This window comes from Bacteroides sp. FSHCM14E1 (genome assembly GCF_019633785.1).
Taxonomy (GTDB): domain Bacteria; phylum Bacteroidota; class Bacteroidia; order Bacteroidales; family Bacteroidaceae; genus Bacteroides; species Bacteroides hominis.
On record NZ_JADKYL010000002.1, the window covers coordinates 617,970 to 638,989 of the forward strand.

Annotated in this window: 17 protein-coding genes and 2 tRNA genes; 13 read left to right on the plus strand and 6 right to left on the minus strand. The window is 43.9% G+C overall.

The annotated features are described in order from the left end of the window. Positions 1-25: 25 nt before the first annotated feature. Entirely contained in the window at positions 26-1,039 is a 1,014-nt protein-coding gene (gene gldB, locus ISX59_RS05575) for a gliding motility lipoprotein GldB (protein ID WP_005810107.1), read from the minus strand. A gap of 4 nt (positions 1,040-1,043) precedes the next feature. Beyond that, positions 1,044-1,901, minus strand: a complete 858-nt coding sequence (locus tag ISX59_RS05580; RefSeq protein WP_005775707.1) for an enoyl-ACP reductase — start codon at positions 1,899-1,901, stop codon at positions 1,044-1,046. Between the two features lie 935 nt (positions 1,902-2,836). Here ISX59_RS05580 and ISX59_RS05585 point away from each other — a divergent pair. Both ISX59_RS05585 and ISX59_RS05590 read left to right on the plus strand, forming a co-directional pair. After that, on the plus strand, positions 2,837-6,103 hold the full coding sequence (locus ISX59_RS05585) for a TonB-dependent receptor (RefSeq protein ID WP_032531786.1): 3,267 nt from the start codon (positions 2,837-2,839) through the stop codon (positions 6,101-6,103). 13 nt (positions 6,104-6,116) lie between these two features. Beyond that, positions 6,117-8,159, plus strand: a complete 2,043-nt coding sequence (locus tag ISX59_RS05590) for a RagB/SusD family nutrient uptake outer membrane protein (RefSeq protein WP_032531785.1) — start codon at positions 6,117-6,119, stop codon at positions 8,157-8,159. A 223-nt stretch (positions 8,160-8,382) separates the two neighbouring features. Here the strand turns inward: ISX59_RS05590 and guaA are convergent, their stop codons facing one another. Continuing rightward, entirely contained in the window at positions 8,383-9,906 is a 1,524-nt protein-coding gene (guaA, locus tag ISX59_RS05595; RefSeq protein WP_005775702.1) for a glutamine-hydrolyzing GMP synthase, read from the minus strand. Between the two features lie 30 nt (positions 9,907-9,936). Continuing rightward, positions 9,937-10,377 (minus strand): large-conductance mechanosensitive channel protein MscL, encoded by a 441-nt coding sequence (mscL, locus tag ISX59_RS05600; protein WP_005775701.1) that lies wholly within the window; start codon positions 10,375-10,377, stop codon positions 9,937-9,939. A 139-nt stretch (positions 10,378-10,516) separates the two neighbouring features. On the opposite strand from mscL, the gene gap reads away from it, so the two are divergent. The 7 genes from gap to ISX59_RS05635 all read left to right on the plus strand — a co-directional run bounded on the left by gap (position 10,517) and on the right by ISX59_RS05635 (position 17,825). Further along, the gene (gap, locus tag ISX59_RS05605) at positions 10,517-11,518 is read left to right on the plus strand and encodes a type I glyceraldehyde-3-phosphate dehydrogenase (RefSeq protein WP_005775699.1); all 1,002 of its coding nucleotides are present in this window, start codon (positions 10,517-10,519) and stop codon (positions 11,516-11,518) included. Positions 11,519-11,763: 245 nt separating this feature from the next. Then, positions 11,764-13,821, plus strand: a complete 2,058-nt coding sequence (locus ISX59_RS05610) for a M3 family metallopeptidase (protein ID WP_005810113.1) — start codon at positions 11,764-11,766, stop codon at positions 13,819-13,821. A gap of 6 nt (positions 13,822-13,827) precedes the next feature. Beyond that, positions 13,828-14,325, plus strand: coding sequence for a DUF4847 domain-containing protein (locus ISX59_RS05615; RefSeq protein ID WP_005775696.1), 498 nt, complete (start codon positions 13,828-13,830; stop codon positions 14,323-14,325). Between the two features lie 11 nt (positions 14,326-14,336). Further along, positions 14,337-14,774: a dCMP deaminase family protein gene (locus tag ISX59_RS05620; protein WP_005775695.1), complete on the plus strand. Its 438-nt coding sequence runs from the start codon at positions 14,337-14,339 to the stop codon at positions 14,772-14,774. Between the two features lie 78 nt (positions 14,775-14,852). Further along, a complete protein-coding gene (locus tag ISX59_RS05625) occupies positions 14,853-16,580 on the plus strand; it encodes a S41 family peptidase (protein WP_005810117.1) in 1,728 nt (575 codons plus the stop codon). Next, on the plus strand, positions 16,510-17,040 hold the full coding sequence (locus ISX59_RS05630) for a 5-formyltetrahydrofolate cyclo-ligase (protein WP_032535650.1): 531 nt from the start codon (positions 16,510-16,512) through the stop codon (positions 17,038-17,040). Before ISX59_RS05625 ends, ISX59_RS05630 begins: the two co-directional genes overlap by 71 nt. Beyond that, positions 17,037-17,825: a histidinol-phosphatase gene (locus ISX59_RS05635; protein WP_032535649.1), complete on the plus strand. Its 789-nt coding sequence runs from the start codon at positions 17,037-17,039 to the stop codon at positions 17,823-17,825. The genes ISX59_RS05630 and ISX59_RS05635 overlap by 4 nt, the downstream gene beginning before the upstream one ends. 120 nt (positions 17,826-17,945) lie before the next feature. Here the strand turns inward: ISX59_RS05635 and ISX59_RS05640 are convergent, their stop codons facing one another. Both ISX59_RS05640 and ISX59_RS05645 read right to left on the minus strand, forming a co-directional pair. Beyond that, positions 17,946-18,236 (minus strand): DciA family protein, encoded by a 291-nt coding sequence (locus ISX59_RS05640; RefSeq protein WP_005775689.1) that lies wholly within the window; start codon positions 18,234-18,236, stop codon positions 17,946-17,948. Beyond that, the gene (locus ISX59_RS05645) at positions 18,233-19,345 is read right to left on the minus strand and encodes a DNA replication/repair protein RecF (RefSeq protein WP_032539676.1); all 1,113 of its coding nucleotides are present in this window, start codon (positions 19,343-19,345) and stop codon (positions 18,233-18,235) included. The genes ISX59_RS05640 and ISX59_RS05645 overlap by 4 nt, the downstream gene beginning before the upstream one ends. A gap of 160 nt (positions 19,346-19,505) precedes the next feature. On the opposite strand from ISX59_RS05645, the gene ISX59_RS05650 reads away from it, so the two are divergent. The 4 genes from ISX59_RS05650 (at position 19,506) to ISX59_RS05665 (ending at position 21,005) form a co-directional block, all read left to right on the plus strand. Beyond that, the gene (locus ISX59_RS05650) at positions 19,506-20,189 is read left to right on the plus strand and encodes a tol-pal system YbgF family protein (RefSeq protein ID WP_005775687.1); all 684 of its coding nucleotides are present in this window, start codon (positions 19,506-19,508) and stop codon (positions 20,187-20,189) included. 85 nt (positions 20,190-20,274) lie between these two features. Further along, entirely contained in the window at positions 20,275-20,769 is a 495-nt protein-coding gene (gene ribH, locus ISX59_RS05655; protein WP_032539677.1) for a 6,7-dimethyl-8-ribityllumazine synthase, read from the plus strand. A 72-nt stretch (positions 20,770-20,841) separates the two neighbouring features. Next, a tRNA-Tyr gene (locus tag ISX59_RS05660) sits at positions 20,842-20,924 on the plus strand. 8 nt (positions 20,925-20,932) lie between these two features. Then, positions 20,933-21,005: transfer RNA gene (locus tag ISX59_RS05665), tRNA-Gly, on the plus strand. Positions 21,006-21,020: the final 15 nt, after the last annotated feature.

The window sequence follows — 21,020 nt, forward strand, 5'->3', positions numbered from 1 at the left end:
ACAAGGGATTTTTATAATAAGAATTTTACGGATTAAAACGAGATTCGGTGAACATACGTTCGTAATCGTTCATTTCGAGCAATTGCCGTAAGGTTGTTTTTTTATGATGTTTCATATACGAAGTGATGATTTTTGTACCAATCCAGGTACCCACCATCGAAGGCGCATTCTCGCCCAGAGTATTAGTGAAAGGAGCCGGACGGGTATATTGGCGTACCACCATCGGATCTGTTGCATGCAGATGATCTTTTTCAAGAATATATCTCCACATCTGCTGCTGGTTCTCTTTGCACCATTCTCTCTCTACATCCGAATAGCCCAATGCTTCTTCCGAAGAGGAATAATCCAACAGGTGCTGCACCACATAATTAATTTTACCGAAGTGCATCATCACATCGAGCAGTGTACGGGAGTAATCCATCGGGAAAGGATACTGGCTCATCAGATAGTACACCAGACAATCGGGTACAATCCGGTCGGGACGCATGGTGCGTCGCTGATAGCCATAATAGAAACGCTTGTAAAGCGGATAATCTTCACCCATATACTTGTCAAGGCTGATGCCCAGTACGCTGTCGGACAGAACGATGGATTCATTGAATGCCGAAATTTGTGTGTATATCATGGGGATCATGATATCCGGCACTTCCTTTTGCAGTTTCCCGAAGCCTTTGGTCAACTCTTTCTCGACAGATCCCAATTCGGGATATCTGGTTTCCACATCCTCTATCAGACGAATCAGAGTGGTGTCCGAATAGAATGTTTTCAGTCGCTGGAATATATGGTCGTCACTTACCTGCCCGATGGCCAGTACATCTTCAATCAGCAGTTTAGTAGGCAGAGAATATTCCAGATTCATTTTTTGTAAAGCAGAAAAGCTGTTGAAACGAACGTATTCGTCCAACAGCTTATCATATCTGACTACGGAAATCCCCTCTTCCTCCATTGGGTCTGCGACAGGCTCTGCCTTCCCCACCCGGCAGGATGCGAAAAGCAGACTTAGCAAAACAAGGAGAATATAGTTCTTCCGTATTTTCATTGCCTTAACCGTAAATGATATTACCGTTTTCGTCTTTATATTCGTCCAGACCCTTTTCGTAAGTAGCCATCGCCCGAAGACTCATACCAACACTCGAGAAACCACCATCGTGGAACAGGTTCTGCATGGTCACCTTACGGGTAAGATCAGAGAACATTACGATGCAATAATCTGCACACTCGTCGGCAGAAGCATTGCCCAACGGAGACATGCGGTTGGCAAAATCGTACAGTTTGTCCATCCCCTTCACACCGGAACCGGCTGTGGTAAAGGTAGGCGACTGAGAAATCGTATTTACACGTACATTGTGCTCACGACCATAAATGTAACCAAAGCTGCGGGCAATAGATTCAAGCAATGCCTTAGCGTCAGCCATATCGTTGTATCCATAGAAAGTACGCTGTGCAGCTACATAACTCAATGCCACGATAGAACCGTATTCGGCAATTGCGTTTTGTTTCTTGGCAGCCTGGATCATTTTATGGAATGAAACAGCTGAAACATCCAGGGTAGTATTCAACATATTATAGTCGAGATCATCGTAAGTACGTTTCTTACGAACGTTCGGTGACATACCGATAGAGTGCAATACAAAATCAATCTGACCACCGAGAACTTCCATCGAGCGTTTAAATACGTTCTCCAAATCTTCTACGTTAGTGGCATCTGCAGCAATCACTTCGCAATTCAACTTCTCAGACAAAGCAGAAACCTGTCCCATGCGGACAGCAACAGGAGTATTTGATAATGTAATAACAGCACCTTCTTCAACGGCTCTTTCGGCTACTTTCCAGGCAATAGACTGCTCGTTTAATGCACCGAAAATAATACCTCTTTTTCCTTTCAACAAATTGTAACTCATACCTTTTAATGTTAAATTAGGTTGCAAAGATATAGATTTTCTGCATAAAAGCATGAAAAGTGTGCAAAGAAAAGACCGAAACCACAAAAAATACACTGAAATAGGGTCTTTATTACATATAACAGCCACTCCTGTCACTACAAAGGCCGGATTATTAAAGCAACCGTCTGTCGCCTTAAATGACGGCAGCATTCGTCGTTAATGCCGGTTGCATTTACAGAGTCTCCTGCCCTGTCCATATCAGTAGTCCATAAGAGCAGATATATTATTCACAATTGTTTATCGGGATTGAAGATCAAAGAGATCGGTCGTGGAAACAAAGAAAGAGAAGTAATTCAAGAAAAATAAAAAAATAGCAAAGTTCTGATGGTACTTTACTATAACTGCTTTTCGCCATCAATGGGTTTTCTAATATTAAGTTAATAAACCCATTTTATTCGTAACAAATAGCTACCAACGGGACAAAGATAATAATATATTTTAATAAATCACAAACAACGCTTCTATTTTTTCAAATATATCATAAAAAAACATTTCGTCCAAGATATAATAACTCACTTATTAAAAAAAACAGGTAGACCTTTGGTAATTTAATAAATTAAAGTTATAAGGACTATTACAGGCAACCGACATTCACTATAATCAACTAATATACAACAGATAGCAGTTTTAGCGTTCAACACTTATCCGCACTCCTTTTACAGTATTTCTGTTTGTCATAATCAATTAAGTACCATCAGAACTTAATAGAAACTTGAAATTAGAAACAATTGTAAATATATGTCATAAATCACAATCAATACAACAACCCTAATAAAGAAGCTTATGAAATAAAACAGAGAAAAGACTTTAGCACAGATTCCGAAGGAACCGATTCCCCGGAAAATTTAAGAAACAAACTATTCAAAATGATGTTTAACCGAACAATTTAGTGTATGACAGAAAAAACTAACCTGTTTCCGAGCCTAATCCGGCTTCGAGAAACAAATCGCCTGAAAATGGCAATCGCTGCTTCTATCATGCTATGGTGCGCAACACCGCAGCAAGCAGCAGCCAATACTTACGAAGAACACGGAATTGAAACTGTACAGCAGGCCAACACCAAAGTGAAAGGTACAGTAGTGGACGAAACCGGAGAACCGATGATCGGTGTATCCGTTAAAGTCCTGGCAAATAACACAGGTACGATTACGAACCTGCAAGGGCAATTCTCTATCGATGCCCCCAAAGGAAGCAACATCGAAATCTCGTTCATCGGCTACAAAACCGTTACAGTAAAAGTAACCGGCGCTCCTATTAACGTTACCATGAAAGAAGACTCGCAACAACTGGATGAAGTGGTCGTTGTAGGTTATGGCTCACAGAAAAAAGTCAACGTGACAGGTGCCGTAGGTATGGTCAATTCCGAAGTGCTTGAGGCACGTCCGGTACAAAATGTATCACAAGCCCTGCAAGGTGTGGTACCGGGTTTGAACCTCTCGGTCAACAACGGTGGGGGTGCACTGGATAGTGAAATGAACATTAATATTCGTGGTACAGGTACTATCGGTGACGGTTCCGGTTCATCTCCATTAATATTAATCGACGGTATCGAAGGTAGCCTGAACACGGTAAACCCCAATGACATTGAATCTGTATCAGTGCTGAAAGATGCCGCATCAGCCTCTATCTATGGTGCACGTGCGGCATTCGGCGTGGTACTGGTAAAAACAAAAAGCGGACAGTCGGGAAAAGCAAGAGTTACCTATTCCGGTAATGTACGTTTCTCGGATGCAACCAATCTGCCTGAAATGCTGGACTCTTATACTTTTGCACAATATTTCAACCGTGCGGCATTAAATCACAATGGTGGAGCAGTTTTCAGTAAAGAGCAGCTGGAACGTATCAAGGCGTACCAGGATGGTACCCTTAAATCATCAGCGACCTTTGACGAACAGTCACGTAACTGGAACTACTATACAGGTTCAAATGCCAATACAGACTGGTTTAAGGAAGTATACGAAGACTGGGTTCCTTCCATGGATCATAACATCAGCATCAGTGGTGGTACGGATAAAACCCAATATATCGTCAGTGGAAGTTTTCTCGACCAAAAAGGCCTGATACGCCATGGGAAAGATACTTTCCAACGCTATACCCTGAATGGTAGAATAACAAGCAACATCACAGACTGGTTTACATTGGGATATTCAACCAAATGGACACGCGAAGATTTTGAACGTCCAAGTTATCTGACAGGACTGTTCTTCCACAATGTGGCACGCCGCTGGCCAACTGTACCCGTATATGATGACAACGGGTACCTGACCGGACCTTCTGAATTGATTCAACTGGAAGACGGAGGTAGGCAAATTAATCAAAAAGATCTTTTCACCCAACAATTGCAACTGACCTTCGAACCAATCAAGAATTGGAAAATTTATGTAGAAGGAAGTTTGCGTGTGACTGCCAATAACCAACATTGGGAAGTACTTCCCGTCTATCAACACAATGTAGATGGCGAACCGGTAGGTATGACTTGGGATGCAGGTGTGGGCAGTTATCCGATCGGCGGTTCAAAGGTATCTGAATACGCATATAAAGAAAATTATTACTCTACTAATATCTATTCGGATTACTTCAAGCAATTGGATAATGGGCACTACTTCAAAGCAATGGTAGGTTTCAACGCCGAATTGTACAAAGACCGTAGCGTGAATGCAGACAAATCGACCTTGATTACCCCTTCTGTACCGACTATCAACACGGCAGTAGGTGAACCCAGCGTAGCAGGCGGATACAGACACACTTCAGTAGCCGGCTTCTTCGCCCGCTTGAACTGGAACTACAAAGACCGTTATATGCTGGAAGCTAACGGACGTTATGACGGTTCTTCACGCTTCATAGGTGACAAACGCTGGGGCTTCTTCCCTTCTTTCTCCGGTGGATGGAATATCGCCCGCGAAGCATTCTTCGAAGAGGCTGCCAACAAGTTGAATATCGGAACCTTAAAACTAAGAGCATCGTGGGGACAGTTGGGTAATACCAATACCAATGATGCCTGGTATCCTTTCTACCAGACTTTACCCCAGGGACAGAATTACGGTTGGTTAGTGAACGGCACACGCCAGAACTATGCCAGCAATCCGGGTATCGTGAGCAGCGAAAAAACTTGGGAAACCATCGAGACGTGGGATGTGGGTTTAGACTGGGGATTACTCAATAACCGCCTGACAGGGTCATTCGATTATTTCGTACGTTATACTTACGACATGATTGCGACTGCTCCGGAACTTCCATCAATTTTAGGTACAGGTGTTCCTAAAATCAACAATGCCGACATGAAATCGTACGGCTTTGAGTTAGAAGTAGGATGGAGAGACAGAATCAAAAACTTCTCTTACGGAGTAAAATTCGTACTCTCGGATGCACAACAGAAGATACTGAAATATAATAATCCGGATAAAAGCCTCAGCAATCCCTACTATGAAGGACAAAAATTAGGAGAGATCTGGGGATATAAAACGATCGGCATTGCACAAAGTGATGAAGAAATGAACCAGCACCTTGCCAACGCTAAACAACCGATGGGCCAAAAATGGGCAGCAGGTGACATCATGTATGCCGACCTCGACAACAGCGGTTCGGTAGACCAAGGCAACTACAAAGTGGGAGACTCGGGCGACTGGCAGATAATCGGTAATAACACACCTCGTTTCAACTACGGTATCACAATAGATGCCGCTTGGAAAGGTTTGGATTTCCGTGCTTTTGTGCAAGGTATCGGTAAACGTGACTACTGGCTGAATGGCCCGTACTTCTGGGGATTCTCCGGAGGCGGCGAATGGGCTTCTGCCGGATTCAAAGAGCACTGGGACTTCTGGCGTCCGGAAGGCGATCCTTTAGGAGCCAACACCAACGCTTATTTTCCACGTGTCATCCGTAATACATCAAAGAACCAACAACGTCAGACACGCTACTTACAGGATGCTTCGTATTGGCGCCTGAAAAATATCCAGATCGGATATACATTGCCCAAAGTATGGACAAAGAAAGCGGGAATGGAATCAGTACGCGTCTATGTATCAGGCGATAATTTACTGACTGTATCTGATATCACCGGAGTATTCGATCCGGAAAATCTCGGAACACAATGGACTGACCCGGGTAAAGTATATCCGTTACAGAAAGTGATTGCAATTGGTTTAACCGTAAATTTCTAAAAAACGAATCATTATGAAACTAAAAAACAGAATCATACAACTATGCGTACTGACAGGGGGAGTATTACTTTTCCCTTCGTGTAATGACTTTCTGGACAGAGAACCGCTGGATCAGGTTACGCCAGAATCTTATTTTCAGAATGCAGACCACCTGGCAGCCTACAGTATCTCACAATACCAAAGCTTGTTCTCAACACATGGCGGGTTCAATGCAGGTACCGTGAATAACGACGGAGCTACCGATAACATGGTTTCAGGTGAAAGTAGCGGAAGCGGAGTCCAGAACTACTATACCAAGGATGTATGGAAAACAGAAGCAGCCAATGGCAACTGGGATTTCTCTTTCTTCCGTTATTGCAACTATTTCTTTGAGAAAGTACTTCCCAAATATGAAGCAGGCGAAATATCGGGTAACGCCGATGACGTGAAACATTACATCGGTGAAATGTATTTTATCCGTGCATGGAAATATTTCCAGAAGCTAAGATTGTACGGAGACTATCCCATTATCACTGAAGTATTGCCGGACAACGCAGAAATACTGATAGAAAAAGGAGTGCGCCAACCACGTAATAAGGTGGCACGCTTTATTCTTGAAGATCTCGACAAAGCCGCCGAATATATGCATGACCACGGCTTTGCAGGCAATAACCGCCTGAATAAGCAGTGTGCATTGTTAATCAAATCGCGTGTAGCTCTCTATGAAGCCACTTTTGAGAAGTATCATCAAGGGACAGGACGTGTACCGGGTGATGCTAACTGGCCCGGCAAACGGGTTCATCCTGACTATAAATATGATGCTAACACAGAAATAAACTTCTTTCTGGATGAAGCCATGGCAGCTGCCGAACAAGTGGCTGATGTCGTCAAACTGACCGCTAACAGCGGTGTATTCAATCCGGCAAACGATAATGATATTTCCGGCTGGAATGATTATTTCGATATGTTCTCCGCCGAAGACATGAGCGGATTCGAAGAAGTACTCTTCTGGCGCGACTACTTCTCCGGCGATTTTACCATTGCGCACGGTGCTACAGCCTATATAGCTTCAGGAGGAAATAATGGAATGCTACGTAATTATGTTCAGTCTTTCTTAATGAAAGACGGCATGCCTTGGTATGCAGCTACTGCCGCATGCCCCTTCAAAGGTGACCAACGGGTAATGGACGAAAAAGCAAACCGAGACGAACGCCTGCAGCTCTTCCTGTTCGGCGAAGAAGATATGATACCAGCTGTATCGAATGCTACAACCAATGCAATGAAGACATATCAAGAATCGGATTATCCCAGGATAATTATAGCAGAATCAGAAGTTAGAGATTTGACTGGATACCGCATTCGTAAATGTCTCTCCTACGACCAGAAACAATACGTTTCAGGACAAGCACAATCAACAACCGGTTGCGTTATCTTCCGTGCAGTTGAAGCATACTTGAATTATTTGGAAGCCTATTGTCTGAAAAATAATGGAAATATTGCAGGCAAAGCTGCCGAATACTGGAGAGCCGTACGCATTCGTGCAGGGGTTGATCCGGATTTCAATAAAACCATTGCTGCAACAGATCTGAGCAAGGAAAACGACCTGGCTAAATATAAAGGTGAAAACGAAATGATCGATGCAACACTTTACAATATCCGCCGCGAACGCCGTTGTGAGTTTATTGGTGAAGGTATGCGTATGGACGACCTGATCCGTTGGAGATCATTGGACAGATTATTAGTTGAAAGATTCATTCCCGAAGGATTCAACTTCTGGGGAAGCGACGCTTACAAACGTTATGAAGGAGAAGATGCTAAATTTGAATACATCGAAGGTCCGGATAATGCAATGGCTAATGTTTCGTCCAGAAAGTTATCCAATTATTTACGTCCATATTCGGTTGTAAAAAAGAACAACGAAATATATGACGGCTATAGTTGGGCTAAAGCACATTATCTCTACCCGGTACCTATCCGGCAAATAGAGTTGTTATCCCCGTCAGGTGATATATCTTCGTCAGTTATCTATCAGAACCCATATTGGCCTGAAGAGAGAAATGCACAAGCTGTAGAGTAGATATATCTATTAAAAAAGTATTGATTTTTAGTATAATAATAAGATGTTGCGGTAAGAGATTTATAGCAACTACATAAGGTTTAAAAAAGGAAAAAGGGAAGGGAGGTCCGTGAGGATGTCCCTTTTCTGTTAAATCATAATCGCATTGTACATACATTTAAAAAAGAAAGCCGCCCGAATTTCTCCGAACGGCTGTCTTTTATATATACCATCTTCAAACGGCTTATTCCCATTCAATCGTTGCAGGTGGTTTTGAACTGATATCGTAGGTTACACGGTTTACACCTTTTACCTTATTTATAATATCATTTGACACTTTACCGAGGAATTCATAAGGCAAATGCGCCCAGTCGGCTGTCATGGCATCTGTTGAAGTCACAGCACGCAAAGCTACTGCACGCTCGTATGTACGTTCGTCTCCCATTACTCCTACAGACTGAACCGGAAGCAAGATAACACCTGCCTGCCATACCTGATCGTATAATCCCCAGTCGCGTAAACCTTGAATGAAAATATCGTCAGCATCCTGTAAGATACGCACCTTTTCGGGAGTAATATCACCTAAAATACGAACCGCAAGTCCCGGCCCCGGGAAAGGATGACGGGTAATCAAGTGCTCGGGCATACCTAACTCACGGCCTACACGACGAACTTCATCCTTGAACAGCAAACGAAGCGGTTCACAAAGTTTCAGGTTCATCTTTTCAGGAAGTCCCCCCACATTGTGGTGACTCTTGATAACAGTACCGGTGATGGAAAGAGACTCGATACAATCCGGATAGATGGTACCCTGAGCCAACCATTTCACATCTTTCAGTTTATGTGCCTCTTCATCGAATACATCGATAAAGCCTTTACCTATAATTTTACGTTTGCGTTCGGGCTCGGTTACACCTTCCAGTTCTGAGAAGAACTTACGGCTGGCATCTACACCGATCACATTCAGTCCGAGGCATTCGTAATCATGCATTACATTCTTGAATTCGTCTTTGCGGAGCATACCGTGGTCAACGAAAATACAAGTCAGATTCTTACCGATGGCCTTGTTGAGCAGCACAGCGGCTACTGAAGAATCAACTCCTCCGCTTAAGCCTAATACTACTTTGTCATTGCCCAACTGAGCCTTCAATTCGGCAACAGTACTTTCGATGAACGATGCCGGGCTCCAGTCCTGCTTGCATCCACATACATCGACAACGAAATTACGAAGCATCTGTGTACCGTCCTCACTGTGGAAAACTTCCGGATGGAACTGTACGCCCCACACTTGTTCACCTTCCACCTGATAAGCGGCAATAGCCACTTTGTCTGTAGACGCAATCGTTTTAAAATTCTCAGGAACAGCAGTAATGGTATCACCGTGGCTCATCCATACCTGCGTACCCTCTCTCACACCTTTGAACAACACATTGTCCTTGCAGAAAGAAGTCAGGTGAGCACGTCCATACTCACGGGTACCTGCCGGTTCTACTTTGCCACCATTGGTATACGCCATAAACTGTGCACCATAGCAGATGCCCAGAATGGGGTATTTACCTCTGATTTCGCTCAAATCAACCTTGAACGCACTCTCGTCATACACGGAGAAGGGGCTTCCCGACAGAATCACTCCCTTGACAGTTTCGTCGTCTTTGGGGAACTTGTTATAGGGGACAATCTCGCAATACGTATCCAACTCGCGCACCCGGCGACCGATAAGCTGCGTGGTCTGTGAACCGAAATCAAGTATTATAATTTTCTCTTGCATATATAGATATGTTATGAATTTGGCGCAAAATTACTGCTTTTCTTTCAATAAATCACGTATTTCAGTCAACAATATCTCTTCTTTTGTAGGTGCGGGCGGTGCAGCAGGAGCAGCAGGCGCCTCAGCTTTCTTCTGGGTCAGCTTTGTAATCAGTTTAATAAATAAGAATATAGAAAAAGCGATAATAAGAAAATCGAAAGTTGCTTGCAGAAAGTTACCATAATTCAAGGTAACAGCAGCCGCAGTTTCTTTCCCATCGGCTCCGTACTGCGCAGCTTTCATTACCCATTTCAAGTCCGTAAAGTTCACTCCCCCAATGAGTAACCCCAGGGGAGGCATAATGATATCGGCTACAACCGACGAAACGATTTTGCCAAAGGCACCACCAATAATCACACCGACAGCCATATCCACCACATTCCCTTTCATGGCGAAAGCTTTAAAGTCTTGTAAAAAAGTACTTTTTCCCATCTTTTTTTATATTTAATATGAATTTAATATGCGAATATAAAAACATTTTCTTACTTTTGCACCGCATTCTAATGAAACAAATGCGAATTTAGAAAAGTATTTGAACAAATATTATAAAACCCTTAAAAGTTTAAACAAAATGATTAAAGTAGGTATTAACGGTTTTGGCCGTATCGGACGTATGGTATTCCGTGCAGCAGTTAAGAACTTTGGTAACGACATTCAGATCGTAGGTATTAACGACTTGTTGGATGCTGAATACTTGGCATACATGCTGAAATATGATTCAGTACACGGTCGTTTTGAAGGCGAAGTTGCTGTAGAAGACGGTGCTCTGATTGTAAACGGAAACAAAATCCGTCTGACTGCAGAGATGGATCCTGCTAACTTGAAATGGAACGAAGTTGATGCTGACGTTGTAGTTGAATCAACTGGTTTCTTCCTGACTGACGAAACAGCTCGCAAACATATCCAGGCTGGTGCTAAGAAAGTTATCATGTCTGCTCCTTCTAAAGACTCTACTCCTATGTTCGTATATGGTGTAAACCACACTTCATACGCTGGACAGGACATTATCTCTAACGCTTCTTGTACTACTAACTGCTTGGCTCCTATCGCTAAAGTATTGAACGACAAGTTCGGTATCGTTAAAGGTTTGATGACTACAGTTCACGCTGCTACTGCTACTCAGAAAACAGTAGACGGTCCTTCTAAGAAAGACTGGAGAGGTGGCCGTGGTATCCTGGAAAACATCATCCCGTCTTCTACAGGTGCTGCTAAAGCTGTAGGTAAAGTATTGCCGGTATTGAACGGTAAACTGACTGGTATGGCATTCCGCGTTCCGACTTCTGACGTTTCTGTAGTTGACCTGACAGTTGTTTTGGAAAAAGCTGCTACAATGGAAGAAATCAACGCTGCTATGAAGGAAGCTTCTGAAGGCGAATTGAAGGGTATCCTGGGCTACACTGAAGATGCAGTTGTTTCAACTGACTTCCGTGGTTGCGCTAACACTTCAATCTACGACTCTAAAGCAGGTATCTCTTTGGATTCTAACTTCGCTAAAGTTGTTTCTTGGTATGACAACGAATGGGGTTACTCAAACAAAGTTTGTGAAATGGCTCGCGTTATCGCTGCTAAATAATCAAGCTAAGATACAATATATGGAAAGCTGTTTCGGGAAACCGGAACAGCTTTTTTATTTTACAGCTCACCCTAAAAAACGTACGAAGACACGGAATGCTTATTTTACAGTTCTGCTCTTCTCTCCGTCTCCCATAGCAAAAACTACAGTGAAACACGTTAAATAAGAAGAAAACTATACGGAAGTCTGTGATACTCTGTGGTGAAATTTGTAATTTTGTAAATGTAACATTGATATTACTTGATATGACAAATATAGCAAATGCACAAAATCCATTCTTCGAGAAATATACAACTCCGCATGGAACCGTTCCTTTTGATAAAATAAAAACAGAACATTATGAACCGGCCATTCGCGAAGGTATCAGCCGTCAGGCAGCAGAAATAGATACCATCGTCAACAATCCGGAAACTCCTACATTTGCTAACACCATTCTGGCCTACGAACAGTCCGGAGAATTACTCGACCGGGTAACAACCGTATTCGGCAATTTACGCAGTGCCGAAACTAATGATGACTTGCAGCAGATTGCCCAGGAAATGGTGCCGCTGCTAAGTGAGCACAGTAATAACATCAGCCTGAACGAGGCACTGTTTGAACGCATCAAAGCTGTATACCTGCAGAAAGATTCTTTAGGACTGACTCCGGAACAAATGAAACTTCTGGAAAATGCCTATGACGGATTCATACGTCGCGGAGCCAACCTACAAGGCGAAGCCAAAGAAAAATACCGTGAATTAACCAGAGAGCTGAGCAAACTAACGTTGGACTTCAGCGAAAACAACCTGAAAGAGACCAATAACTATCAGCTGGCACTGACAGACAAGAGCCAACTGGACGGTCTGCCTGAAAGTGCTATAGAAGCCGCAGCCGAAACAGCACGGGAAAAAGGAGTGAATGGATGGGTATTCACACTGCATGCCCCCAGTTACATCCCCTTTATGACGTATGCCGATAACCGCGATTTACGCCGCGAACTCTATATGGCCTACAATACGAAGTGCACGCACAATAATGAATATAACAACCTGGAAATTGTAAAAAGGATAGTCAATATCCATATGGAAATCGCACAATTACTGGGTTATGACAATTATGCAGAGTATACACTGAAGAAACGCATGGCCGAAACCAGCGATGCTGTATATACCCTTCTCAACCAACTGCTGGATGCTTATACTCCCACAGCACGCAAAGAATATGAAGCAGTACAGGAGTTAGCCCGCAAAGAGCAGGGAGACGATTTTGAGATAATGCCCTGGGATTGGAGCTACTACTCCAACAAGCTGAAGGATCAGCAATTCAACATCAACGAAGAGATGCTTCGTCCCTACTTCGAACTGAACAAAGTGAAAGCGGGAGTCTTCGGATTAGCCACTCGATTATACGGAATCACATTCCACAAGAACCCCGATATTCCGGTATATCATAAGGATGTGGATGCTTATGAAGTAATGGACAAAGACGGTAATTTCCTTGCTGTGCTCTATACGGATTTTCACCCGCGTGAAGGTAAACGCTCCGGTGCCTGGATGACAGAATTCAAAGGCCAATGGATAGAAAGCACAGGCGAGAACAGTCGCCCGCACGTATCGGTAGTGATGAACTTCACCAAGCCGACAGAAAGCAAACCGGCTTTGTTGACTTATGACGAAGTAGAAACTTTCCTCCACGAGTTCGGACATGCTTTGCATGGAATGTTTGCCAACTCAACTTACCAGAGCCTGAGCGGGACGAATGTCTATTGGGATTTCGTAGAACTCCCCTCACAGATTATGGAAAACTTCGGCATCGAGAAAGAGTTTCTTCATACCTTTGCCAGCCATTATCAGACAGGAGAGCCTTTGCCCGACGAATTAATCCGGAGACTGGTAGATGCCTCTAACTTTAATGTAGCGTATGCCTGCCTCCGCCAAGTCAGCTTCGGTCTGCTGGACATGGCATGGTATACCCGCAACACTCCATTCGACGGAGACGTAAAAGAGTACGAACGCCAGGCATGGTCCAAAACACAGATACTGCCTATGGTACCGGAAACTTGTATGAGCACTCAGTTCTCACACATATTTGCCGGAGGATATTCGGCCGGATACTATAGCTACAAATGGGCGGAGGTTTTGGATGCGGATGCGTTCTCTCTGTTCAAGCAAAAAGGAATCTTCAACAAAGACGTAGCTGACTCCTTCCGAAGTAACATCTTGTCGAAAGGAGGAACAGAGCACCCGATGGTACTATATAAACGTTTCCGGGGACAAGAGCCTACCATCGATGCATTACTTATCAGAAACGGAATAAAAAAATAGAAAGATATGAAATATAAATACTTATTATTACTACTTTTGATGCTCCCTTTTGTATGCGGATGCAATGATTCGGACGATGTGAATGGTATCTTTACCGGAAAAGTATGGAAACTGACGTACATAACTAAAAAGAATGATCATAAACCTTATGATTTCTGGGGTGACAAAGATAAATACGAGCAGTCCATCAAGAATTATATCAATAAGGAGGGTGCATACACCATCAAGTTTGAGGGAGAAAACATAGACAATGTCATCAGCGGAAAATTTAACGGAACGCTTCTGACACATACCTATACAGGAACCTGGAGCGCCAACGGTGAAAGCAATGCCTTCTCCGCCTCAGTAAAAGGTTCTGAGAGTGATCCGTTAGGATTCAGCAACAAGTTTGTCGAAGGACTCAACAGAGCTACTTCGTATAAAGGAAATTACGACAACCTTTTCATCTATTACAAGGATGAGGGAGGCAGGGACTTATGTCTTGTATTTCATGTTGATAAATAATATAGCAGCGAATGGACACAGCAAACAGAAAACAATCAGATTTAGACAAACGTTATATCCGAATGGCTGCCATCTGGTCAGAAAATTCTTATTGTCAGCGCCGTAAGGTAGGAGCGCTGATTGTCAAAGATAAGATGATTATCTCGGACGGATACAATGGGACGCCATCGGGCTTTGAGAATATTTGTGAAGATGATAACAATGTGACTAAACCCTATGTCCTGCACGCCGAGGCCAATGCCATCACCAAAATAGCACGCTCCAACAACAGCAGTGACGGAGCCACGATGTATGTTACAGCTTCGCCTTGCATCGAATGTGCTAAACTCATTATACAGGCAGGCATCAAACGAGTGGTATACTCCGAGCACTACCGCCTGGAAGACGGAATAGAATTGCTGAAACGTGCAGGTATCGAAGTCGTTTTCGTCGATACAAGTGAAAAATGAAACAACATACATAAATAACTGACTACAACACAGCTCTACCCTGCAGTTTGTCGTCTGTAGCCAATAATGATTAAAGATATGAGTACAAAGAACTCTTCACGATTTACCCCTGTCATCATTGCTATCAGTGTGGTAATCGGAATTCTGATAGGTACATTTTATGCCAAGCACTTTGCCGGTAACCGGCTCGGCATTATCAACGGATCTTCAAACAAGTTGAATGCCCTGCTACGCATTGTCGACGACCAGTACGTGGACACTGTCAACATGACCGACCTCGTGGAGAAGGCAATGCCACAGATTCTGGCAGAGTTGGATCCCCACTCCACCTACATCCCGGCACAAAATCTGGAAGAAGTGACATCGGAACTGGAAGGCAGCTTCAGCGGTATCGGTATCCAGTTCACCATCCAGGACGACACCATACACGTGAACAGCGTTATTCAGGGAGGTCCTTCGGAAAAAGTAGGACTGATGGCAGGTGACCGCATCGTAATGGTGGACGACAGTTTATTCGTAGGGAAGAAAGTGACCAATGAACGTGCCATGCGCACTCTGAAAGGCCCGAAGGGTACTCAAGTGAAACTGGGCGTGAAGCGCGCTACGGAGAAAGAACTTCTGAACTTCACCATCACACGTGGTGATATTCCGCAAAACACCATCGACGCAGCTTATATGTTGACAGATGACTTCGGCTATATACAGGTCAGTAAATTCGGTCGTACCACACATGTGGAACTACTGAACGCCATTGCTCTCCTGAATCATAAGAACTGCAAAGGGCTGATTATCGACTTACGTGGCAACACAGGAGGATACATGGAAGCCGCAGTGCGCATGGTCAACGAATTCTTACCCGAAGGTAAACTGATCGTATACACAGAAGGACGCAAATATCCTCGTGCCGACGAGTTTGCCAACGGAACAGGCAGCTGCCAGAAGATGCCTATCATCGTACTGATCGACGAAGGTTCGGCTTCAGCCAGCGAAATCTTTACCGGTGCTATCCAGGATAACGACCGCGGTATGGTTGTAGGACGCCGTTCGTTCGGCAAAGGTCTGGTACAGCAACCCATCGATTTCAGCGACGGTTCAGCTATCCGCCTGACCATTGCCCGCTACTATACTCCATCCGGACGCTGTATCCAACGTCCTTACCAGAATGGCAAAGACCGCAACTACGAAATGGATTGGCTGACGCGTTATGAACATGGAGAATACTTCTCGAAAGACAGTATCAAGCTCGACGAAAATCTGCGCTACTCTACAGCTCTGGGACGTCCGGTATACGGTGGTGGCGGTATCATGCCGGATGTATTCGTTCCACAAGATACAACGGGTGTTACTTCATATCTGACCGAGGTACTGAGTAAGGGACTTACCATTCAGTTCACGTTCCACTATACGGATAACAACCGCGATAAACTGAAGAAATATGAAGATGAAGAATCATTGTTGAACTACCTGCGCCGCCAGGGACTGGTCGAACAGTTCATACGCTATGCTGACAGCAAAGGAGTCAAACGGAGAAATATTCTGATTCAGAAATCATATAAGTTACTGGAAAAGAGCATTTACGGTAATATCATCTACAATATGCTGGGAAAAGAAGCCTATATTCAATATCTCAACCAAAGCGATCAGACTGTGAAAAAGGCCGTCGAACTACTTGAGAGCGGAGAAGCATTCCCCAAGGCTCCCGTCAGCGTAGAACCTCAAAAGGAGGAAAAGAAAGATGGAAAGAAAAAAACAACTGCGCAAGTGGATAGCACAGGAGAAGAAGAAATACTCCGACTCTACGCTTAAGGCATTGTCGGAGAAGGTGCTAACCACCCTTGAAGCATACCCTGAATTCCAAAAAGGGCATACCATACTGCTCTATCACTCAATGAAGGACGAAGTACAGACTCACGCCTTCATTGAGAAATGGAGCCGGTCAAAGAAAATTATACTTCCCGTAGTGATAGGTGACGAATTGGAACTACGTGTCTACACAGGACCTCAGGATCTTGCCATAAGTTCGTATGGCATTGCCGAACCGACAGGAACACGATTCACCGATTACCGGGCGATCGATCTGGCAGTCATTCCGGGTGTCGCTTTTGATCGGCACGGACATCGTTTAGGGCGCGGCAAAGGTTATTATGACCGTTTACTCCCTCAGATCGCGGCACCCAAAGCCGGAATTTGTTTCCCGTTTCAATTGATTGAAGAAGTTCCTGCAGAAGAATTTGACTTCCGCATGGATACCGTCATAGCACAATGAAAACGAATTATCATACACATACCACTCGCTGTATGCATGCCGTAGGAAACGACGAAGACTATGTGCGCAGCGCTATCAAAGGTGGTTTTCAGGAACTGGGCTTCTCTGACCATAGTCCGTGGAAGTATCATACGGACTTTGTATCAGATATACGTATGCTGCCAGAGGAATTACCGGAATACGTAGAAAGTATCCGCGCCTTGAAAGAAAAATACCGCAACCGGATCAGTATCAGAATCGGATTGGAATGCGAATATTTTCCCGAATACACCCATTGGCTGAAAGAAATCATTAGAGAGTACCGGTTGGACTACATCCTTTTTGGGAACCATCATTACCACACCGACGAAAAGTTTCCATACTTCGGACACCACACTACCAACCGGGACATGCTCGACCTCTATGAGGAAAGCTCTATTGAAGGAATGGAGAGCGGACTATTCGCCTATCTGGCCCACCCCGACCTCTTTATGCGCTCCTATCCGGAATTCGATACACATTGCACCAGCATTAGCCGCCACATCTGCCGGGCTGCGGCACGACTGAACATCCCGTTGGAATACAATGTCGGTTATATGGCCACCAATGAGGCCCGGGGAATAATGACCTATCCCTGTCCACAGTTTTGGCACATTGCGGCCAATGAAGGATGTACGGCCATCATCGGACTGGATGCACACAACAATCTCGATTTAGAAAATCCGGTCTATTACGACCGGGCCTGCAAAGAGCTGAAAGAGTTGAAAATGCCGGTCATAGATACCATTCCATTCCTGGAATATTAAGCAAACAACGTTTCACTGAAACAGAGGCTTTATCCACTCCGGACAGAAGCTCTGTTAACCCAAAACGAAGGCTCTGTTTGATACAAACAGAGCCTTCGTTCTTGGTAGAGATAACGGCTGTCAGCGAAAAATAATATTAGTAATCACCGTAGCACCGACTTTCTGGTTAAGATTACGAACCAGCAGTTCCCTTCCCATCATCAACTCCTGACGAAGGGCAGCAGAAGTCAAATGCACATATAATACTTGATTACGAATATATAAATCTCTTGTATACGACATTATGGTAGGTCCCAACACTGTTTCCCAAGAATCCAGCAAACGCTGTTCGTTCAGTGGAGATTCCAGACTCTCTTGACGTAGATATTTCTGAATCAGTTTGCCAATAGGCTCCGCATCATTCCGTTTCATTGGTCTTTTTCCTCCATTTCATTAATTGCCCCGTTTTCTACACGGAACATTTTATAATCACTGCCTACCTTATATAATATACGATCCAAATGCTCACGATTTGTATCCGTTATAAAAATCTGCCCGAAATTGTCACCCGCTACCAACTTCACGATTTGTTCTACGCGCGAAGCATCCAGCTTGTCGAAAATATCATCCAACAGCAACAAAGGCACCGTGCTTCCCGTACGTTTCAGAAAATCAAACTGGGCAAGCTTCAACGCTACCAGATAAGTCTTGTTCTGCCCCTGTGAACCTTCCCTTTTAATGGGAAAGTCACCCAGTAACATATTCAACTCGTCCTTATGTATCCCCCGGAGTGAATATCCCATAATCTTATCCCGTACCCGACTCTCCTTCAAGACTTCAAGCAGAGCCCCCCCCCTTGCATGTGACTCGTAAGTCAGCCCTACCTGCTCCTTATCCTGCGAGATATACGAATAGAATGACTGGAATATAGGGATAAACTCACTGATGAATGCCTCCCGCTTCCGGAACACCACCTCACCGGCCTGTGCCATCATTTCCTCCCAAACCAAAAACAATTCTTCTTCCACCGGCTGTTCACTCTTCAGCAGCGTATTTCGTTGCACCAATGCTTTATTGTAACGGATCAAAGCATCCAGATACTCTTTGTCATACTGTGAAATAACCACATCCATAAACCGGCGCCGCTCGTCACTACCACCGGCTATCAATTCCGAATCGGCCGGCGAAACCATTACCAAGGGAATAAATCCGATGTGATCCGACAAACGGGAATATTCTTTCTTATTGCGTTTGAATTGTTTTTTCGACCTGCGCTTCATTCCACAATAAATCTCCTCAGGCGTTCCGTCCATCGCCTCGTAGAACCCCTGAATCACAAAAAAGTCCTGTTCGTGACAAATATTCTGCGAATCAATCGGATTTCCGGCACTTTTACAAAAAGACAGAAAGTAGACAGCATCGAGCAGGTTGGTTTTTCCCATCCCGTTCTGTCCGAAAAAGCAGTTCAACTTAGCCGAGAAATTCAGTTCCACCTGCTCCAGATTCTTATAATTCAGTATAGATATACGCTTCAGTATCATGTATGCACATTGAGTTTGGTTACAAAAGTAGAAAGATTTTCGGGGTTTTAGGCCGTAAAACAAAAAAAGATGCCTCTAAATTTCGTTTATATATATAAAAAAACTACTTTTGCTGACCAAAATATCCAGTTGAAAAAATAACAAAAAGAATCATATAAAAATGGCAGAACAAAAGAACCACAACAACGAACTGAATGTGGAAGATGCACTGACACAGTCGGAAGCATTTCTTGTTAAAAACAAAAAAGCAATCATTGGCGCCGTTGTAGCCGTAATCGTAATCGTAGCAGGCGTGATCCTCTACAAGAATTTCTATGCAGAACCCCGTGAAGAAAAAGCGCAGGCTGCTCTTTTCAAAAGCGAACAGTACTTTGAACAAAGCGCATACGAGCAGGCACTGAACGGTGATAGTATCGGTTCTATCGGTTTCCTGAAAGTAGCCGATCAATTCAGCGGAACCAAAGCAGCCAACCTGGCAAAAGCTTACGCCGGCATCTGCTACCAGAATTTAGGTAAATATGACGAAGCAATCAAAGCACTCGACGGCTTCAGCGGAGACGACCAGATGGTGGCTCCTGCCATTCAGGGTGCCATTGGCAACTGCTACGCTCAGTTAGGCCAACTCGACAAAGCAGCTTCAACCCTTCTGAAAGCAGCAGACAATGCTGATAACAGCACTCTGAGCCCCATCTTCCTACTGCAAGCCGGAGAAATCCTGATGAAGCAAGGCAAAAACGATGATGCTGTAAAAGCCTTCACCAAGATCAAAGACAAATACTTCCAGTCTTATCAGGCTATGGACATCGATAAGTACATCGAGCAAGCCAAACTGCTGAAAAAATAATAACGGGGTATATACCTTATTATATAGAAAGCTACCCAAACGAACCTGGGTAGCTTTTTTTAAACCAACCAAAAACATATATATTATGGCAACAGCATATCATAACTTATCTGATTACGATTTTAATTCGGTTCCGAATGCAGAAGAAATGAAATTCGGTATCGTTGTTTCCGAATGGAACGCCCATATCACCGGCGCCCTGCTGGACGGAGCTGTGAAAACTTTAAAGAAACACGGAGCAAAGCAAGAAAATATTCTGGTGAAAACAGTACCGGGAAGTTTCGAACTAACTTTCGGCGCCAATCAAATGATGGAAAATTGCGATGTAGATGCAATTATTATCATTGGTTGCATAATTAAAGGAGATACTCCACATTTTGATTATGTTTGCATGGGAGTGACACAAGGCGTAGCACAACTGAACGCAACTGGCGATATACCAGTTATTTACGGATTAATTACTACTAATACCATGGAGCAGGCTGAAGATAGAGCCGGCGGCAAACTGGGTAATAAAGGAGACGAATGTGCAATTACTGCAATAAAAATGATCGATTTTGTTTGGAGTTTAAATAAATAGTTGTATCTTTGCATCGCAATTGAGAAACAAACCTACTTAAGAGAAAGCAAAGGGACTCAAAAGCGAACAAAAGGGCAAATACCAGAGTGGCCAAATGGGGCAGACTGTAAATCTGCTGTCTTTCGACTTCGGTGGTTCGAATCCATCTTTGCCCACAAAAATTGCGGAAGTAGCTCAGTTGATAGAGCATTAGCCTTCCAAGCTGAGGGTCGCGGGTTTGAGCCCCGTCTTCCGCTCTAAAGAGAATCTGA

Bases quoted from the DNA above. Each gene is read 5' to 3' on its own strand.
- ISX59_RS05640 (WP_005775689.1), bottom strand. From the start codon at position 18,236: ATGAAACGGAATGATGCGGAGCCTATTGGCAAACTGATTCAGAAATAT.
- mscL (WP_005775701.1), bottom strand. From the start codon at position 10,377: ATGGGAAAAAGTACTTTTTTACAAGACTTTAAAGCTTTCGCCATGAAA.
- ISX59_RS05645 (WP_032539676.1), bottom strand. From the start codon at position 19,345: ATGATACTGAAGCGTATATCTATACTGAATTATAAGAATCTGGAGCAG.
- guaA (WP_005775702.1), bottom strand. From the start codon at position 9,906: ATGCAAGAGAAAATTATAATACTTGATTTCGGTTCACAGACCACGCAG.
- ISX59_RS05590 (WP_032531785.1), top strand. From the start codon at position 6,117: ATGAAACTAAAAAACAGAATCATACAACTATGCGTACTGACAGGGGGA.
- ISX59_RS05620 (WP_005775695.1), top strand. From the start codon at position 14,337: ATGGACACAGCAAACAGAAAACAATCAGATTTAGACAAACGTTATATC.
- ISX59_RS05585 (WP_032531786.1), top strand. From the start codon at position 2,837: ATGACAGAAAAAACTAACCTGTTTCCGAGCCTAATCCGGCTTCGAGAA.
- ISX59_RS05615 (WP_005775696.1), top strand. From the start codon at position 13,828: ATGAAATATAAATACTTATTATTACTACTTTTGATGCTCCCTTTTGTA.
- ISX59_RS05630 (WP_032535650.1), top strand. From the start codon at position 16,510: ATGGAAAGAAAAAAACAACTGCGCAAGTGGATAGCACAGGAGAAGAAG.
- ribH (WP_032539677.1), top strand. From the start codon at position 20,275: ATGGCAACAGCATATCATAACTTATCTGATTACGATTTTAATTCGGTT.
- ISX59_RS05580 (WP_005775707.1), bottom strand. From the start codon at position 1,901: ATGAGTTACAATTTGTTGAAAGGAAAAAGAGGTATTATTTTCGGTGCA.
- ISX59_RS05610 (WP_005810113.1), top strand. From the start codon at position 11,764: ATGACAAATATAGCAAATGCACAAAATCCATTCTTCGAGAAATATACA.
- ISX59_RS05650 (WP_005775687.1), top strand. From the start codon at position 19,506: ATGGCAGAACAAAAGAACCACAACAACGAACTGAATGTGGAAGATGCA.
- ISX59_RS05635 (WP_032535649.1), top strand. From the start codon at position 17,037: ATGAAAACGAATTATCATACACATACCACTCGCTGTATGCATGCCGTA.
- ISX59_RS05625 (WP_005810117.1), top strand. From the start codon at position 14,853: ATGAGTACAAAGAACTCTTCACGATTTACCCCTGTCATCATTGCTATC.
- gap (WP_005775699.1), top strand. From the start codon at position 10,517: ATGATTAAAGTAGGTATTAACGGTTTTGGCCGTATCGGACGTATGGTA.
- gldB (WP_005810107.1), bottom strand. From the start codon at position 1,039: ATGAAAATACGGAAGAACTATATTCTCCTTGTTTTGCTAAGTCTGCTT.